The sequence below is a fragment of the Thiosocius teredinicola genome (assembly GCF_002009425.1).
Lineage (GTDB): Bacteria > Pseudomonadota > Gammaproteobacteria > Chromatiales > Chromatiaceae > Thiosocius > Thiosocius teredinicola.
The window spans coordinates 2,697,620-2,716,483 of sequence record NZ_CP019936.1; the positions used below are offsets into that span (position 1 = coordinate 2,697,620).

The window sequence follows — 18,864 nt, forward strand, 5'->3', positions numbered from 1 at the left end:
CAAAATGCAACGACCCTTTGGCAAGGCCTGAAACACATGACAGCTCCATTGAGCGCCGAGGATACCGAAGCGCTGATCATCGAATTCATTCGAAAACATTTGGCAGGTGACGATACGCTGGATATCGATCCTGAAGAGAACCTGCTGGTCGGCGGCCTGATGGATTCGGTTGGCCTGGTCAGGCTGGTCGCTCACCTCAAAGACGAACTGGGTATCTCCATTCCGCCCCAGGATCTGCTCCCCGGAAACTTCCGCAGCGTGCGGGTGATGAGCGAATACCTGCAAAGCCTGTCGAAACGCCAGGCAACGGCGCCATCAAGCTAGCCCCTGCTCTCGAATTCCTTCCGCAGCGCCGTACGATCGACTTTGCCACTGCCTGTTCGCGGCAGCTCGGGACGACATTCCAGAATGTCCGGCACAGCATAAGCCGGTAGCCGTTGGGCGATACCCCGCTTCAGTGCATCCGGATCAATTTGCTGCCCATCGCGCCCAAGGGCCACTGCGCAGATTTTCTTTACACCATCTTCGGCGTTCACCACCACGGCCCCGGCCTCGGCCACGTCAGGCAACGCGGTAATGGCGGCCTCGATCTCGTCAAGCTCCACCCGATAACCGCGTATCTTGATCATCCTGTCCTTGCGTCCCAGGAACATCAGCTTGCCATCGGAGCGTTCCCGCACCAGGTCGCCTGTCCGATAGAAGACCTTTTCGAAGTCCGTGAACAGCGGCTGTCGAAAAAACGCCTTGCTGTTGAGATCCGGTCGGGCCCAGTAACCGCGCATCATGGTCGGCGCCCTGATGACCAGCTCCCCCGGTTGCCCCTTGGAGACTTCGTGGTCGTCTTCGTCGAGCAGCAGCCCCTCGGCACCGGGCCATACATCGCCCAGCGGAACGGCCTCATCCTCGATCAGCTCGCCCTTCGGCAAATGATAGGCGGTGCACTGGTTCACTTCGGCCGGGCCGTATGAGTTCGAAAAGCGTGCGTCTGGCCAAAGAGTGATCAGACGATTGAGGTGCTTGGGCGCAAACGGTTCGCCGCCGAACAGCACCCAGCGCAGGCTGGAACAGTCACGCTGCGCAATGTCGCCTTGTTCCAGCAGCTGGATCAGGGCCAACGGCACCGAATACCAGAACGTCAGTCTTTCCGCCTCGATCAACGCGGCCAGACTCTGCGGAAACAAGGTGACCTCTTCGGGAATGATCACGCTTGTTGCACCACACAGAGGCCCGGTGAGGTACTCGAAGGTCGACATATCGAAATGCAACGGCGAATGGTTGCCCAGGCGATCGTTGCCGCTTACTCCGTATTCGCGCGCCGACAGATGCGCATAGGCCAATCCACTGGCATGGGTGTGCATCAACCCCTTGGGCGCGCCGGTCGAACCGGACGTGTACATGATGTAGGCAAGATCCTGCTCGATGACCCGCACCGCGGGATCTTCTGCGGGAAAGGTCTCAACCTGCTGCCATGGAACAAAATCGCACGACGATTCCAGGTTCGGCGGACGGCCGAGGCCAAAGACCTTTTTGAGCGTGGACAGCCCCTGCAGCAGGTTGGCGAGCTTGCGCGCATGTGCGGCGTCGCTCACCAGATGCTCGATGCCGCAATCCTCGATGATGAATTGCACACGTGCGGGAGGCGCCGTGGGATCGATGGGCACGTAGGCCGCACCCGCCTTGAGAATGCCGTAAAGCGCTACCGGCAGATCCAGGCTTTTGTACATATAGATGCCGACCCGGTCGGAGCGCTTCACCCCTGCCTCGACCAGCATGCCGGCCAGGCGGTTGGCACGTTCCATCAGCATCGCGTAGGTGAGCGACTGATCCTCGAAGCGAAACGCCTCGTGATCCGGTGTGCTTCGCGCGGACTCGTCTACCGAGTGATGCAGCAGGTAACCCAAGCGCCCTCCTAGCCTTTGACGCCGGCCAGACTGGCTATCAGGTTCCGTTGAATATCCGATGTGCCTGCATAGATGACGCCACCGATCGAGTCACGCAGGTGTCGTTCGATCTCGAACTCTTCCAGATAGCCACGGGCGCCGTGAATGCGCACGGCGTCGGTCGCGCACTCAAGCAGGGATTCGCCGATATGCAGCTTCGCCATCGCGCACTCGATCGACGCATCGAGCGAGGCATCCTTCATTGCCGCCGCCTTGAACATCAGAAGTCGCGATGTCTCCAGACGAACTCGCATATCCGCAATACGATTGGAAACCGACTGAAAGCCACCTATGGCCTGGCCGAACTGCCGGCGCTCGTTAGCATAGTCCACACATCGCTCGAAGACATACTGCATTGCGCCGAGATGTCCGGCGTGGATGAAGGCACGCTCCCAGGCGATCGTTTGGGTGAACAGGCTGACACCGACGCCCTCTCCCCCCAGCAGGTTTTCTTCCGGCACAAAACAATCTTCGAATACCAAGTCGCCCAACAGGTTGCTCCTGGTACCTGTTTTCGCCCGCGGTTCGCCCTGCGAAAACCCATCAAACGCCGACTCGACGATGAACGCCGACACACCCCACTTTCCTGCGTCCGGATCGGTGCTGGCCAGCACCACGGCCAGGTCGGCAAGCGGAGCCATGCCTATGTATGCCTTGCGCCCGTTCAACAAGTAGCCGCCATCGACCTTCTGCGCTCGGGTCTGCAGGCTCAGTGCATCCGAACCCGACTCGACCTCGGTGACACCATGGCTGCCGATCCACTCACCCGAGCACAAGCGCGGCAGGTAACGCTGCTTCTGTTGTTCACTTCCGTAAACCAGGATCGGCTCTTGCACGCTCCATGTCTGTCCACCCAGCGCCAGGGTCAGGCCGTTGTCGCGGCACCCATAACCCAGGGCCTCCAGCGTCAGTACCGTATCGCTGGCGCTCAGGCCGAGTCCACCGTAGGCCTCGGGGATATGGCAACGAAGAATTCCGTGATCGCAACACGCCGCCCAGTCGTCCCGTGGAAACGTCCCTTCCCGATCGTGACGTGCCGCCTCGGAACCCAGTTCCCGCGAGGCGAACTCGCGAATACGCTCACGGCGCTCTCGTTGTTGTGCAGAGAGTTCGAATTGCATGGCAAGGGGTACGGAGTTGTTAAGTGTCGTGGTAGTTTAACAGCGGTTAATCGCTGGAAGGGTCGGAAGAAGTGGGCGAGCAGCAAACCCCATCATATGAACTGACGCACACGCAGACCCAGATTTGGATTGGGCAACGGCTCAACCCCGAATCGCCGCTCTACAACATGGCCTTTTCCTGGGTGTTCTCCACTGTCCTGGACGCCGACACCTTCCAGGCTGCCTGGCTACGCGTGGTCGCTGGTAACGAGGTGCTGCGTACTGCGGTTCAAGAGGTTTCCGGTGTGCCGCATCGGATTACCCTGGATACCGATCGACTGATCACGTCGTTTGTCGACCTGGGTACGAAGTCCGATCCGCTGCAGGCATTCAGCACTTGGAGTGAAGCGCGTAGCACCACCCCTTTACCCTTGGACGGTCCGCTCGTCGACAGTGTACTGGTCAATCTCGGTCGCCACGGTTCCGCCTGGTATCTGAATCTGCATCACCTGATCACAGATGCCCGATCCAGCGTGCTGCTGTACAGACAGGTTGCGCAGGAATACCAAGCCATTCGCGATGGTATCGGTCGACCCACCCCGTTGGCGCCCTACTACCCCACGGCCCGCGCGCTCGCAGACAAGGTGGACATCACTGCCGACGCCAAACAGCACTGGGCTTCGCGCAGGGACAACGCCCGGCCGGCCGTTCCGTTATACGTAAGCAACGGCTCCGCGCGAGAAACGGCAAGCACACGTTACACGCTCGAGCTGACAGCGTCGCAGATGCGTGCGATCGACAGGCTATGCGAGGAACAGGGGTTCGCCAGCCTGTCTGCCGAGCTGTCGCGATTCAACATCTTCGCGACCTTGCTTTTTGCCTGGTTGGGACGGGTGAGCGGCGAGTCTCAGCTGGCCTTCGATGCCCCGGTCATCGGCCGCCCCGGCACGGATGCCAGGAACGCTCTCGGACTTTTCATCGAGATGTTTCCGTTTTGCGTACAGGTCGCAGAAGACGATTCGTTCCGTTCGCTGGGCGGCAAATGCCTGGAGGAGAGCTTCCTTTTCCTGCAACACGCGCTGCCCGGGTCAAGCGAACCGTCAGAATCCTCGGCGGCCAGTATCGTCCTCAACTATTTTCCCGAACCCTTCGGTTACTTTGCCGACATGCACCCGCAAGCCCGTTGGGTACACCCGGGCCACGGCGATAACGTTCATGCCCTGCGCCTGCAGGTCCATGACTTTGATGGGGATGGCTGTTTCACCCTGCACTTCGATTTCAACGACCAAGTGCTGCCGGCATACCTGTGTCGGCGCAGCCTCGAACACTTCAACACGCTGCTCGAGGCACTGCTCTCGGACCCCGACCAGAAGGTTCACGAAGTCGCGCTGCTCACCGCGGATGAATCCGGGATTCTTGAGCGCTTGAACCATACGAATGAGCAGCCACTGCCTACCCGAAGTGTTCTCTCAAGGTTCGACGAACAGGTGCAGTCCAATCCGCAGTCGGTTGCGGTCAGGCAGGGACCAACCCAACTGACATTTCTAGAGCTGTCCGCGCAGGCTGATGCCCTGGCGGCTACTTTGCTCGCGAAGGGCGTCCAACCCGGCGATTTCGTGGCACTGGCTGGCAAGCGCTCGGTAGAATCGGTCATTGCCATTCTCGCGACCCTGCGCGTACAAGCGGCCTATGTGCCGATCGATAAGAACTACCCCGCCGCACGCGTCCACGCCATGTTGGAAGATTCCAAAGCGCGCCTGGTGCTGACCGGCGAGACCGGAGTCGCTACCGCACTGTTCAGTCGGGTCGAAACCCTCGACATACAAAGCGGCATCCGCCAGGGCCGAGCGCTGCAACGCCCTGGCGTAGACCCCTTGATGAGCGACTTGGCCTACATGCTGTATACGTCCGGCTCGACCGGTCGTCCCAAAGGCGTATTGATTGAACACCTCGGGCTAGCCGACTACCTGGATTGGGCCGCACGAACCTATGTCCGCGGCGACAGGCTGAGCTTTCCGCTGTTTACCTCCTTGTCTTTCGACCTGACGGTCACCTCCCTTTTTCTGCCGTTGATCACGGGGGGAGTCCTGGAGATCTATCCCGAACCCGATGGTCCGGTCGACTCGGCAATCATCGATGTTGTTGCCGACAACAAGGTTGATTTCATCAAACTGACCCCGTCCCACCTGTCGCTGTTGGAAGATGCAGAGCTCGGCGATTCGAAGATCCGCTGCATCGTCGTGGGCGGCGAGGACTTCAAGACCTCTCTGGCCGCGAGCATCGACCGAAAACTCCACGGCAAAGCGGAGATCTACAACGAATACGGGCCGACCGAGGCCGTTGTCGGCTGCGTGCTCCATTGCTTCGACGCGCAAGCCGACCAGGGTCACAGCGTGCCCATCGGCCGCCCTGCCGATCATGTGTCGGTAGACATACTCAACCACCGGATGACACCGGTACCAGAGGGTGTGCCCAGTGAACTCTGGGTGTCGCGCCCCGGTCTGGCCCGTGCCTACCATAATCAAGAAGCGCTCACTCACGAGCGTTTCTTACCGCACCCAACCCTAGAGGGACAGAAGCGCTACCGTACCGGCGATCTGGTTCGCTGGGTTTCACCCGGTCGCCTGGAATACCTGGGCAGGCAAGACCGGCAGCTGAAGATTTCCGGGTTCCGTATCGAGCCGGGCGAGATCGAGGCCGCGCTGCTTTCGATACCCGATATCGAACAGTGTGCCGTGCTGCAGAGAAAAAGCCTCCCCCATGCCACGCAGCACGGCACGCAACACAGCTGCATCCGATGCGGTCTGTCTTCCGACTACCCCCACGCCCGGTTCGACGACGAGGGCGTATGCTCGATCTGCCGTTCGTACGAGACGATCAAAGACCACGCCGCCAGCTATTTCAAAACTCCGGATGACCTGCTGGCGCTGTTCGAACGTTCACGAGCAGGAAACACCTCGGCATACGATTGCATGATGCTGTTGAGCGGCGGTAAGGACAGTACCTACGCCTTGTGCCAACTGGTCGACATGGGGCTCTCGGTCTATGCCCTGACACTGGACAACGGCTTTATCTCGGACGGCGCCAAAGAAAATATCCGCAAGGTGACCGGACAGCTTGGCGTGACGGTGGAATTCGCCGGCACGGAGGCAATGAACGCGATCTTCCGCGACAGCCTGGCGCGCTTCTCCAACGTGTGCCAGGGCTGCTTCAAAACGCTGTACACCCTGAGCACCAACCGCGCGATCGAGCTCGGTATTCCCGTGATCGTGACCGGTTTGTCACGCGGCCAGATGTTCGAGACCCGGCTGACCGAAGAGATGTTCAAAGACGGTGAACGGTCTTGCGAGGAGGTGGATGCCGCGGTCTTGGCAGCGCGCAAAATCTATCATCGCATCGATGATGAAGTCGCACGGTCCCTTGATGTCGGCGTTTTCCAGACGGATGAGGTATTCGAACAGATCCAGTTCGTCGATTTCTACCGCTACAGGGACGTAGGCTTGGAAGAGGTGCTCGATTACCTGGGGCGCAAAGTTTCATGGCAACGCCCCAAAGATACCGGACGATCCACGAACTGCCTGATCAACGACACGGGGATCTTCGTCCACCTCAAGGAGAAGGGTTATCACAACTACGCCCTCCCCTACAGCTGGGATGTCCGGCTTGGGCACAAGACACGAGAGGCGGCCAACCAAGAACTCAACGATCACATCGACGCCGGCCAGGTCGAGCAGACACTGCAGGAGATCGGCTACCCGAGCGAACACCTTTCGGGACAAAACACGGAAAAAAGTGTTCTATGGGGTTTCTACACTGCCGCGCGCGACATACCCGAGGACCTGCTGCGCGACCGGCTCAGCAACCTGCTGCCGATAAGTTTTATTCCAACGCACTTCAGAAGACTCGAAGCCATTCCGCTCACGGCTCATGGCAAGATCGACCAGGACGCACTCCCGTGGCATGCATACGAGCAGCACGAAACCGGGTATGTCCCACCCGAGGGACCGGTTGAAGAATATCTCGCGCAACGCTGGCAGGAAGAACTCGAATGTGGCCGGATAGGTGCAAACGACCATTTCTTTCGATTGGGAGGCACCTCACTCAGCGCCATGCGGGTCATGGTCAGCCTGTGCCGCGAGTTCGACATCGAATTGCCGCTGGAAACCGTGTTCAACCATCCGACGCTGGGCGAACTCGCACGAATCGCAGAAGAGCGCATCCTTACGGATGTCGAAGGACTTTAGCGCCGCATAGGCGCCGAGTCAGTACGGCAGGCTGTTCATACTCGCCACAGATGTGCCACGGTCAATGCCGTCGCAGACACCAGCGGTAGCGATTGATCAGGCGGTGGCTCGAGCATCATCGACGCCTGCTCGTGAACCACCAGGCGCGCGCCCTTGCGCATCCGTTTGAGCAACAGCGGCAACAAGCGATTGACCACGGCAGAAGGAAGAAACAGAAAGACCACGTCTACCCCCGAAAGGTCGGCTTCTTCAATCACCTGGTGACGTATCTCGACGCGATGCTGCAACCCGGCCCGGTCCACCGACTGCCGGGCCGCGGCCACCATCTCAGGGGCCGCCTCCACACCAACTGCGCGGCAACCGAAGGCCTCGGCCGCGTGGATAACTACCTGGCCATATCCGCAACCCAGATCGCAAACGGTGTCTTCGGCGGTAACCCCGGCCGCAACCAACAGAGGGCTGACCAGGGACTGCGGAGTACGAAGATAGTCTTGGTCTTCGAATCCCTTCGTCCCGGTACCGTCTGACTTGCGGATTCTCCTGAGCAATCGCACGAAAGGATAAAGCGCAACGAGTCTTGGCGGCAGCTTGAGGTAAGCCGCATCGGTCAACGAAGGCCGCAGTGCCGCGTGGAGACAGTTCGGCAGCTGCTCGGACCAGCGCAGCGTGACTCGCGTGGTGTCCTCGTCGAAACGGATCAAGGTGATCTGCTTTTGATAGCGTGCAAGCAGAGCCACGGCAACACGGTCGAGCGCAACCCGCGTGCTGAACCCGATGCTGTTCAGCGCCTCGACGGCGGCGGCGATATGCTCCACCGGTATGCGGATGCGACAGTGATGAAACTGCTGGGCTCCCCTGGCAAGCAGATCGCTGTCACTGCCCGATGCCTGGATGCCTGCCTCGTCGAGCAGGTGCAAGACTTGGCTCTGCAGGTCCAACATTTTTTTCGAGATCGAGCGACAGGCCTGCACAACCTGCTCGAGGCACGCCCGGTCTTCGGGATCCAGGGGCTCGCTAGCATCCAATGCCCGCAGGGCAAAGTCGAAAGTGTCGCGGGACTGAATTGCCCTCGCCAACTGTCCGCCAAGCGCAAGATCCTTCAAGCGACACTCCCGCCACCCGGTAGTGAATAATCGACCCGGCGGCAGGCCTCCCGGTAAAGCGCGTCATCCAGGCCTTCGGTCACCCTTTGCAGCTGCGCCTTATCCAACTGACCGGTACTTTTGACGGGGGCCTCGATCGCTCCGGCATTGTTGCTCTTCCAGGTCTCTTCGTTGGTAATCAGCGATTGACTCTCCGCGGCATAGCGCTGCAGAACATCATCCTGCCAATCCAGCCCTAAGGATTCGAACAATCGCCGCGTCACCCGGTCGGGCTCATTCACCAACGCTTCGTAAACCACGAAATGATGCTGCGGTTCGTGTAGATGTTTGAGGGATACCGCAACATCCTGATTCCAGCGTTCGACGCAGGTATCGATTGCATAAGGCGTCTTCCAGGCCATCGAGGCCGCGTGCAGCGAGGTAACGACATCCAGGCCGCGGCGAACGACATGCACGAAGTGCGGCTTTCGGCCCTCAGGGAAGAACGATTCCAGAAACTTCACGTAGTAGAGATGCATGGGTGTCTTTTCAACCCAGCCCGACACCTGCCTGGAGCGCGCGATGTCATCAAGCACAGCCAGCAACTCGCGCGCCACCTCGCGGGTTCTCAGAGGCCGGAGCAACGCCGGCCGCAGCAGCCGGCCAAGCCTCTCTTGATAGGCCTCTGCCGATTCGGCATCGATCCCCGCCTCACCGAGAAAAGCTCGTAGCCGCAGCAATGGGCTGTGCCGCAGAAAAGGGAACGGCAGCCGCGGGATGGTTTTGAAATGCCGGCTGAACAGGTGACTCTCGGGAAACGATGTCAGATCCGGATGGCTTGCCAGCAACGATTGAACCAGGGTCGTTCCTGATCGGGGAGCCCCAACCACGAAGATCCGGTGCTGCATGGCCGACGGACTCACCCGTCTCCCCGCTTGCGGGCGATCAGCGAAAAGAACGGGCGCATCGATGGCACAACGCGCTCGACCAGACCGGTCAGCCCCGCTCCATCTCCACCGCGGTAGATCACCTTCTCCACCTCGAACCCGATGTGTTGCAGAAAATCGACCACCTCTTTGGTGGTGTATTCGCGGACGTGTCCCATATGACCCAGGGTTTCCAGCTTCTCATACTGCCTGTAAACCCCTGCCGATACCGCATGCCCCTGGTTCTTGAACAACAGGTTGCGAATCCCCTTGGCCGAACGCAGGTTCGGGGTAGAAATAAACAAACGCCCTTGCGGCTTGAGTATCCGATGCACCTCGCGCAGCGTGAAAATCGGGTTGATGCGCAGGTGTTCAAAAAGCTCGTTGAACAGTATGGCGTCGAATGAGGCCGCTTCGAAAGGCGTCGTCTCTCGCTCGACATCACATTGCCTGACATCGAGCGCCATGCCACGAATCGCGTCCGCAAATCGCTGTGGGCCAATATCCAGCCCTGTGACCTGGTAACCGCGAGTCTGTAATGCGGCCGTGAGCAGCAGGGGTATCGCACCGTATTCGAGCACCTTGGCCGGCGCGGGCACGTGCGCCTCCAGCATCTCCAAGTCTCTCGCCAGGCGATCCAGGTGATGATGGCGATATTCTGCGAACCAGGCCTGCAAGGCATCTTCATCTGGCGTTATCTGCGTACCGAGCTGCTCCAGCAATCGCCGCAACTCGGCGTTTCCGCGTTTACGCTCGACGTCTGTCAGCATGCGACACCATCCGACGTGTTGTTTGCCTGCTCGACCATGTCGCCATTGGCTTGTTGCAGGTACTCAAGCAATCTTTCTGTGGCCATAGCGACATTCGCGTCGATGTGGGGGTCGGGGATGTCGACCACCTCCAGCGGCCCCAGCAGGTAGGGGCGCAGGGTCGCGGCAGCATTCGTGGAGGTTTCTTGTGCATTGAGGATCACGGTTGCAGCATGAATGTTCCGCGGTCGATAGTTGCTCTGCAAGCGGAACCGCTCCACCCGCACATCGGCGTGCAGCAATTCAGCACCCAAGGATAAACCCAGGGCTTTGCGCACCCGTGCATAGGCGACCTGCACACGCCGCCATAGCCGCATCCTGATCAATCGCGAAAAATGCCTATAGGGTCGCAGGGTCAACGGATTGTTGTCGCGCGCGATGTGGATCAACTTCTCGCCCGCCGACATCTCGCCCAGCGATCGACGCAGGTTGTGCAGCTGGAACTTGAACGGACCGATGCGAACATGATCGATCGCCATCGGCGCTATCAAACAGAGCTTATCTACCGAAACACCCCGTTGCTGCAACTCGGCGGTCAGTTCCATTGCCATCGAGGCGCCAAAGGAATAGCCGGCGATTGTGCATGGCTGCCCGGGGAAGCGTCTTTCAACCTCGTCCGCCAGCTCCCGGCCCAGTGCGCGCATCGTGGCCCAGCGTCCCCAGTTGCCTTCGGCGCGCAGACCGACGCCGCGCAAGCCATACACCGGTCGCTTGTCCTTGAACTGTCTTGCCACGGCATCCGAGAAGAAATGTGGGATACAGAAAATCAGCGGATCGCCGGACCAGGCCGGCTGAATGGGAAAAAGGTGGCGATAAGGCACTGCCGAAGCAGTACTTCCCTGCGCGACGCGTTTGGCCAGTTCACTGACCGTGGGATTCTCAAACACATCGGCCGCGGTCAGCCGCACGCCCATGTCGCGTTCGATTGCGGCAATCATGCGGATTACCAGCAAGGAATGCCCGCCCAGCCGAAAGAAGTTGTCGGTCACCGAAACCGTCGGAATCTGCAACAACCCCTGCCATAGCGAAACCAGCGTCTGCTCCGTGATATCGAAGGGTACGGTTTCCGCAACCTGGGATTGGTCGTGTGTCAAAGGCCAGTTCTGCAGCTGCCGGGTATCCACCTTGCCGTTCGGCAATCGCGGCAGGGATTCCATGAACACGATCCGGGCCGGCCACATATGAGCCGGCAACTTTTCCGCGACGACCCGGTTCAACACCGCTTCTTTTTGCGAGCTTGCGGATTCCACAAAGGCCACCAGCTGCTGCTCATCCTCGCCAGCGACTGAACGCGCCACGACGGCAGCCGGCCTTCCCCCGGAGGCCTGATAGAGACAGTTCTCGACCTCGCCGATCTCAATGCGGAAACCGCGCAATTTGATCTGACCATCGTCCCTTCCCAGAAAGTCCAGGCGACCTTCTGCATTCCACGCCATCCGGTCACCGGTGCGGTAACGGCGCTCATGACTCTCGAAAACCTCGAACCTGTCGAGCTCCGAGGCATAGCGTGCGCTGGTAAGGTCAGCCCGGCGCCAGTAGCCCGACGATACGGTTGGCCCGCTGACCCAGGCCTCGCCGGGAAATCCTTTCGGCACCCGTCTGCCAAACCGGTCGAGAAGCTCGATACATGCCCCGGGTATCGGGCAGCCGATGTCGATGTGCTGCTCAGCCGGTGTGCGCATGAACTCACGCACGCTGGACCAGACCGTCGCTTCGGTCGGCCCATACTCGTTGAACAGGCGCGTCGACGGCAACAGCTGAAGATGCTTGTTCAGCAGACCTGCCGGGCAGCTTTCACCCGCCACGACAACCGCCTCCAGTGCGAGTGAGCGGTGCTCAAGAAAGTCGAGCAGATAGGTATACAGAGAGGGCACACAGAGCAAGTGGGTGACCTGTTGTTCTTCAATCAACTCTGCGAGCAAGCGCGGATTATGCAACTGTTGTTCGGTGGCGATGACCAGTGTGCCGCCCGCGGCCAGGGTCCAGAAGATGCCGGCAACCGAGCTGTCGAAGGCGACGCTGGGAATCAACAGAAAGCGCGCGGCGCGCGCCCCGTAAACCTGGCTGCGTGCATCCGTGCTTGCCGCAAGGTTCCGCTGCGAGATGACGACCCCCTTGGGATGCCCGGTGGACCCGGATGTATATAACAGATAGGCGGTGTCGTCCCCGTTGGACGCAAAGATCTCCGCATTGATCCGAGTATCGACAGGCAGGCTTTCGACAGACAAGCCATCGACAAGCACCAGCGGCGCAGCCGTGGCAGGCAACCGCGCCTGCAAGTTGGAGGTCGTCAGCACCGCTGCGACATCCGCATCCTCGAGCTGGAATGCATTCCTGGCAGATGGATAGGACGGATCGAGCGGCACGTAGGCGGCCCCGGCGAAATGCGTGCCGAGGATACCGGCAAGCAGCCAGGGCGAGCGCTCAACAAACAACCCCACGTGGTCACGATGACCGACATCCAGCGCACGCAGCGCACGAGCAACGGATACGCTCGCTGCGATCAACCTTTGGTACGTCCACGCCTGCCCTTCGCATACCAGCGCAATCGCATCGGGAGTATCGAGCCCAACGTGCAAAATTCGCTGTGGCAACAGCCGTGTCTGCGATTCGAGTTCCGGCCCTGTCGACAGGATGCGCAGCGCCTGTTGCTCTTCAACACCCAGCATGCGGACATCGAGAACCTTGCGCCCTGCATCTTCGACGACGGAGCAGAGCAGTTCCTCGTAGTGGCCTAGCAGACGGCGGATCGAGCTCGTCTCATACAGCCCAGTTTTGAACTCCACGCCGAACTCCAGGGTGTGATCTCCTTCCGAGACGAACAATGTCAGATCGAACTTGGAGCAGCCCAGGTCAAGCTCGACCGGTTCGAGTTGCAGCCCAGCCAGGAGCGGAGGCTGAGACACGTTCTGGTAAACGAACATTGCCTGAAACAGCGGGTTGCGTGTCGTATCCCTTAACCCGGGCAGTACCGCTGCCAGTTCATTCAATGGCACAGCGGCATGTGCAATGCATTCGTTGAGCAGCTCGTTGAACGCGGCGAGTGACTGCTCAACCGACAACGTTTCGTCGACTGCCGTGTACACAAGCAGCGGATTGAGAAAGTAGCCGAGCATCTCCATGCTGGCCGCATGCGTTCGCGTGGCTACCGGCGTGGCAAATGCCACTCTCTGACCATCGGCATATCTTTGCAGCAGCAACTGGAAAGCGAAGGCGTAGACGGCGAAGGGCGTTACACCCGCCGCCGCCGCGAATCGCCGGACATCGCGCTTCAGCGGGTCGTCTGGCACGTGCCTGAGCAAGCGCCCGTCATCGTTGAGCCTTCCCACCTGCCGCTCTATCGGCAGCTTCAAGTTATCCGGGGGCGGCGTCAGTTTTTGCAACCAGAACGCCCGGTCATGCGCTCGCTTGGCGTGGTCGCTTTTCTGCTGCCAGTACACGTAATCGTCGTACTGCAGGTCACATGCCGCTGCCTCGGGCGTGCCTCCGTTGTATGCCGCAGCCAGCTCAAGCCAGAACTGCCCAAGGGACATCTCATCCATGATGATGTGATGCACCGCGAGAAGCAGAACGCCCACCTGCGCTTGTTCATCTGCCAGGACGTCCATCCGTACCAGAGGGCCGGTCTCGAGATCAAAAGGCTCCCGGGCCAGGCGTGTGGCGGTCGCCACCTGGTTCTGTTCGTCGATCGCATGAAATCCCACTTGCAGGTCTTGGTGCGGGCGGATGACCTGCTCGGCGGTGTCCGCATGCGCGCTGAATGTCGATCGCAGGATGCGATGGCGCGCCACCAGGCGATTGAACGAGGTTTGTAATCTCGGGATATCCAGCGCTCCCCGGAAACAGTAGGCGCTGGCGAGGTTATATGCGGGGGATTCCGGCCTCACCTGATGAGCAAGCCACAGGCCATGCTGCAGACCGCTGAGGTAAGCCTTGCTGTCCCCGGGACGCACCGTCATCCCAGCCTGGGCTGACGTCTTGCCCGCTTTTGCGCGCTTCAACGCGATCGCTTCGCGCAGTCTCGATGCCCTGTCTGCGTTCCCCTTGTCTGTCATCGTCGGCTCTCAGAAGCCACCGACGGCTTGCCGCTGATCAGCAACCGGATCAGCCTGTCTTCCACACCGGGTGGGCGCCCCTGCAGCCGCCACAAACCATACTGTGTGATCACGTAAACCCCTGCTCCAACAATCGTCTTGATCCACAAGGCAGACCATGCCCCCGCGGATGAAAACAGGGGCAAAGCAATCATTGCATCCAACAGGAAGACCGCGCCAACCATGACCAGCGCTGAAACAAAGGGGCGCAAGGCATGCGAGAGGATCTCGGCAAATCCGATACCGAGTAACCGCTGCAACAGCGCATAGTTGAGAAACACGAACACCACACCTGCCGCAACGATGCCCCACACGGCCCCGGGCAGGCCGAAATAGATCGTCCCTAGGGTAAAGGCTGCGATATGTACCACGCCGTAAATCACGCCTGCAAAAAACAGCAGCCGCGTTTCACCCAGGGCCAGCATACAGGGCTGAACCACCGAGAAGGTCGCACGCATACCCAGCAAAGGAACCAGGACGACGAGCAGCGGCACCGTGCCGACCCAGCGATCGCCCAGCAGAAGTGGCACAAAGTCGTTCGCGATCAAGGCAAATCCAAAGGCGGCCGGCATCGCCAGGCTGCCTGCCACGCTGAAGGCCTCACCCACGGCCAGTCGCAAGCGTTGTCTATCCGCGGCCATCTCGCTGAAAGACGGGAACAGCACTTGTCTCAGCGGCGATATCAACTCCCTGGTGGGCAAGGTGCCTACCCGCTGGGTCATGAAGTAGAGACCCGCATCCGCCATGCCCAGAAACCGGCCAACAATCAATTTATCGGTATGCATGTAGAGGGTCGACACGATGCTGCTGAGCGTCATCCACCCGGTGAACGAAAAGATATCCTTGAAGCACTTCAGCGAAAACCTAGGCAGGCTGGGCTTGAGCAGGTAAGACAAGCCGGTCATCACCGAGGTATTGACCAACATGCCGACAATGACGGCCCAGTAACTCTGGTAGATCGCCGCGACGGCTATGGTAACCACCACGGACACCACCTTGGCGAGCAAGGTCTGAATGGCCAGCCGCGAATAATCCAGGTCGCGCTCAAACATCACGAAACGAGGGTTGGCCAACCCTTTGAGGATAGGAACGACTGCCAGCACCTGGAGCAGCTCGACCACCCTCGGGTCGGTCAACACAGCCGCCACACCCAGCATGACCGTGGCGGACAACAAGCCGCGGATACACGAAAGCGTCCAGGCCGTGTCGAACAGTTCGCGACTGGTCTCGCGAGTTCTTATCAGTGCGAGTTCGACGTTGAAATCGCTCAGGCCGTCGATAATCAGAACCAACGACGACGCCACCGCAATCAAGCCGAAGTCTTCCTGCAACAGGAAGCGTGCGAGTATCACGATCGCGGCGAAATCCAACAATCGCTCAAGCCATCTGAACGAGTAAAGCCAGCTGATGCTTTTCGCAATCCTGCGCGTAGTATCCGGCATCAGTGAACCTGCCTGTTCATCGACGCCTGCCTGTAGAACGGAGGAACAGTGGCATGGGCGAGTCCGACGACTGCATTAGCTTACGGATCAACCCGGCGTACCGGTGATCGAAGATGCGCCTGACCCTGGGTGTGAAATGCTCTCTCCACTGCCCAGGCATTGGGTTCCTCACATGTGCATCGACACCCACGCGGTCTACTGCGTGTCTTTTTGCCAGCCGGTTGCCGATGACTTTCTCCATCCCATCGAACCCATAGAATTTGAATAAATGTTCCATTGCGCCGGGTTCATCGCGAACCCTGTCCTCGTAGCTGAACGCAACGATATCAGGATGCCGCTCGGGCCACTCCAACATCTGTGTCCGCATAACCCGCTGGTAACAGACCGTCAGGCATTTTTGATAGGAGCGATGTACGAGTTGCACCGGGTAGTTCATGACATTGTCGGTTTAGAACATACATTCCTTGCGGCGGCGAACGCGCTGCCTCACCCAACCAAGAAGCGTGTCGAAGACATCCCTTCCCCATGCGGCCTGGATGTCTATGACAAACCGGCAATGGACGTGAAAGTCCGGGAGTGGGGATGAAAAATCCATGCCGGCGAGTAAACCCGCGCGACGCGCAAGTTGCAAATTCACTAAACCCTGCAAGGGACGATCGTAGCCAGCCGACTTGTATCCATCATCGCGCTGAAGGAACATGGGCCATGCAGACGTGCCGGGCACGCGTCGTTGTTACGGGGACTACCTGAGATCCAGGTTGCTGACGGAACAAAAAACGCCATTGCAGATTTCGGCTGAATACCAATAATCCGGAGGGGGTACCTGGATATGTACCCGCATCACACCCGATGACCACACACTCGCCAGACCGTAGGAACCCAGAACTCAAGCTGCCCATCATCCGGTGTTTGAGCTTTTTATTCGCCCTGATGCTGGGTTCGAACGCCTGGGCCCATGCGACCGCCGAAAACTACGTCTGGATCAACGCGCAGGAAAACCACCTCGAGGGGCGATTCGAAGTACGCCTGGAAGACCTGCGGAACAAACAGGGGCTCGAAATACCGAACGATTTCGATGCAGCACAACAAGCCGTTGAAGCGTCCGAGCGTGTCGCCCAGCAATACCTGGAACAACATTTCGCCGTGTCGGCAGAAGGCCGTCCCCTCCCTATCGAATTCGGCAAGACCACCTTGTTTCGGGCGAAGGGGCTTGGCCATTTTGCCCAGTACGCGTTTCGAACGGCTGAAGGTGATACCGGTGAAAAACTGACCATCCAGAATACGCTGTTCTTCGAGGACGATCCCTTCCACCGCAGCCTGCTCCTGGTCGAGTACGACAAGCGCAACGGCAAGGAATACGGGGCCGAGCACACCGCCCTGGTTTTCTCTCCGGCAAACAGCGAACAGGTACTCGACTTCAACGATGTCGGTGGATTGCTGTCGAAGAAGGCCTTCGTTTGGCAGGGAATGCTGCATATCTGGATTGGCATCGATCACATACTCTTCCTGGTCGCGCTATTGATACCGGCTGTGCTCGTGCGCAGTGAGAATCGCTGGGTGCCCGTTGACAATTTCAAGGCAACCTTGTGGAAGACCTTCAAGATCGTCACCGTATTCACCGTGGCACATTCCATAACTTTGGCCCTGGCAGCACTGGAGATCATCCAGCTGCCTTCCCGCCTGGTTGAATCGATCATTGCCGTATCCATCATCGTCGTGGCCCTGAACAACATCTACCCGATCTTCCGCGATGGCGTTCTGGGTATCATTTTCCTGTTCGGCCTGTTCCATGGTCTCGGTTTCGCCTCGGTAATGGGCGAGTTGCCGTTCCGCATGCAGGATCTCGTCTGGGTCATCGTGGCATTCAACATCGGCGTTGAGATTGGCCAGTTGGCGATCGTTGCAGTCATCGTCCCGGCGATGTACTGGATGCGCACAACGTCCTTTTATCGCAACCTGGTACCGCTCTACGGGTCGTTGTTTCTTGCCGCTATCGCCGGTTATTGGTTCGCGGAAAGGGCCTTCGGACTAAGCTGATGAAGACCCTGCTGATCTCGCATGCAGACCTGAATGCGATCGTCGCCCATGTCGGTATCGATGCCTTCATGGACGAATTGATTCAACGCCTGCAATCGGCACTGGCCAAGTTTGATCCGGGCATCACCGAGATCCCGGTACGCGATGGTTTTCATTACGAAGCGCCGGTCACGGGACTCATAGAATGGATGCCATTGCTGGAGCACCAACGCAGCGTGCTGATGAAGGTTGTCGGATACCATCCCAACAGCCCCGGCACCCTGCAGCTTCCTACCATTCTCTCGACACTCAGCAAGTACGACCCGTCTTCCGGCCACCTCGTGGCGCTGGTCGACGGCACCTTCCCGACCGCCATGCGCACGGGCGCTGCCTCTGCCGTCGCCAGCCTGGCGATGGCCAAGCCTGAGAGTTCGGTAGTCGGCCTGATCGGGTGCGGGGCCCAGGCCGTCACCCAACTGCATGCGCTCTGCCGGGTGTTCAACATCAGGAAGGTGCTGATCAGCGATATCGATAGGCATGCGCTGGAGACGTTCGCCAGAAGGATCGACGCGTTCGCCCCCGGCCACCTGAGCGTACAAAAGGCGACAACCGACGACATCGTCTCGCAGTCGGACATTCTGTGCGTTGCCACATCGGTTGAGATCGGCAAAGGCCCGGTGTTTCAAGACCAGGAGACAAAGCCCTGGCTACATGTCAACGCCGTTGGGTCCGATTTCCCCGGCAAGATCGAGTGCCCCGTTACTTTACTCGAGCGAAGCTATGTCTGCCCCGACGTGCAGGAACAGGCCATTCGCGAAGGGGAATGCCAACAGCTCGCCGCTTCGCGGATCGGCGACGACCTGGTTTCCGTGGTCAAAAACACCCCACGCCATGCAGAACTGCAGGCTCGACTTAGCGTGTTCGACTCAACAGGCTGGGCGCTGGAAGACCACGTGGTCATGAACCAGATTCTCGAGTACGCCGAAGACTTCAATATCGGCAGCGAGATCGAGATAGAAAGCGTTACCTCCGACCCAAGGCACCCTTACGAATTCCTGGCACCATCGAACAAGCACCGCAAGTCCGGATCATGAAGCGGCCGGCCCTGCTACCGTGGCATTGAGCGCCGGCAGATTGGTCTGAAACGCGATCTCGTCGACCACCCGAATGATCTCTGCAATCTTGCCGCTCGAGGCATCTTTGGTTTTTTA

11 protein-coding genes and 1 pseudogene are annotated in these 18,864 nt (G+C 59.3%); 4 read left to right on the forward strand and 8 right to left on the reverse strand.

The annotated features are described in order from the left end of the window. Positions 1-36 precede the first annotated feature (36 nt). Positions 37-324, forward strand: a complete 288-nt coding sequence (locus tag B1781_RS12900) for an acyl carrier protein (protein WP_078120052.1) — start codon at positions 37-39, stop codon at positions 322-324. On the opposite strand, the gene B1781_RS12905 is transcribed toward B1781_RS12900, so the two are convergent. Beyond that, positions 321-1,901: an amino acid adenylation domain-containing protein gene (locus B1781_RS12905; protein ID WP_164513384.1), complete on the reverse strand. Its 1,581-nt coding sequence runs from the start codon at positions 1,899-1,901 to the stop codon at positions 321-323. The two genes, B1781_RS12900 and B1781_RS12905, sit on opposite strands and share 4 nt — an antisense overlap. Before the next feature lie 8 nt (positions 1,902-1,909). After that, entirely contained in the window at positions 1,910-3,061 is a 1,152-nt protein-coding gene (locus B1781_RS12910; RefSeq protein WP_078120054.1) for an acyl-CoA dehydrogenase family protein, read from the reverse strand. A 71-nt stretch (positions 3,062-3,132) separates the two neighbouring features. Here B1781_RS12910 and B1781_RS12915 point away from each other — a divergent pair, with 71 nt between their 5' ends. Continuing rightward, positions 3,133-7,284, forward strand: a complete 4,152-nt coding sequence (locus B1781_RS12915) for a non-ribosomal peptide synthetase (protein WP_078120055.1) — start codon at positions 3,133-3,135, stop codon at positions 7,282-7,284. 35 nt (positions 7,285-7,319) lie between these two features. Here B1781_RS12915 and B1781_RS12920 read toward each other — a convergent pair whose 3' ends face one another. Genes B1781_RS12920 through B1781_RS12940 form a run of 5 tightly spaced genes read right to left on the reverse strand, consistent with a single transcriptional unit; the run spans position 7,320 to position 15,637 of the window. Continuing rightward, on the reverse strand, positions 7,320-8,387 hold the full coding sequence (locus B1781_RS12920) for an SAM-dependent methyltransferase (RefSeq protein ID WP_125932069.1): 1,068 nt from the start codon (positions 8,385-8,387) through the stop codon (positions 7,320-7,322). Continuing rightward, positions 8,384-9,274, reverse strand: a complete 891-nt coding sequence (locus tag B1781_RS12925) for a sulfotransferase family protein (RefSeq protein ID WP_078122050.1) — start codon at positions 9,272-9,274, stop codon at positions 8,384-8,386. The genes B1781_RS12920 and B1781_RS12925 overlap by 4 nt, the downstream gene beginning before the upstream one ends. A gap of 11 nt (positions 9,275-9,285) precedes the next feature. Continuing rightward, the gene (locus B1781_RS12930; protein WP_078120057.1) at positions 9,286-10,062 is read right to left on the reverse strand and encodes a class I SAM-dependent methyltransferase; all 777 of its coding nucleotides are present in this window, start codon (positions 10,060-10,062) and stop codon (positions 9,286-9,288) included. Continuing rightward, positions 10,056-14,156: a non-ribosomal peptide synthetase gene (locus tag B1781_RS12935; RefSeq protein WP_078120058.1), complete on the reverse strand. Its 4,101-nt coding sequence runs from the start codon at positions 14,154-14,156 to the stop codon at positions 10,056-10,058. Before B1781_RS12935 ends, B1781_RS12930 begins: the two co-directional genes overlap by 7 nt. Further along, positions 14,153-15,637: an oligosaccharide flippase family protein gene (locus tag B1781_RS12940; protein ID WP_078120059.1), complete on the reverse strand. Its 1,485-nt coding sequence runs from the start codon at positions 15,635-15,637 to the stop codon at positions 14,153-14,155. Before B1781_RS12940 ends, B1781_RS12935 begins: the two co-directional genes overlap by 4 nt. Before the next feature lie 909 nt (positions 15,638-16,546). Between B1781_RS12940 and B1781_RS12950 the strand changes: the two genes are divergently transcribed. Both B1781_RS12950 and B1781_RS12955 read left to right on the forward strand, forming a co-directional pair. After that, positions 16,547-17,674, forward strand: coding sequence for a HupE/UreJ family protein (locus B1781_RS12950; RefSeq protein ID WP_164513385.1), 1,128 nt, complete (start codon positions 16,547-16,549; stop codon positions 17,672-17,674). Then, positions 17,674-18,747: an ornithine cyclodeaminase family protein gene (locus tag B1781_RS12955; protein ID WP_125932071.1), complete on the forward strand. Its 1,074-nt coding sequence runs from the start codon at positions 17,674-17,676 to the stop codon at positions 18,745-18,747. Before B1781_RS12950 ends, B1781_RS12955 begins: the two co-directional genes overlap by 1 nt. On the opposite strand, the pseudogene B1781_RS23615 reads toward B1781_RS12955, so the two are convergent. Then, positions 18,748-18,846, reverse strand: a pseudogene (locus B1781_RS23615) (methyl-accepting chemotaxis protein); the annotation flags it as partial. Positions 18,847-18,864: the final 18 nt, after the last annotated feature.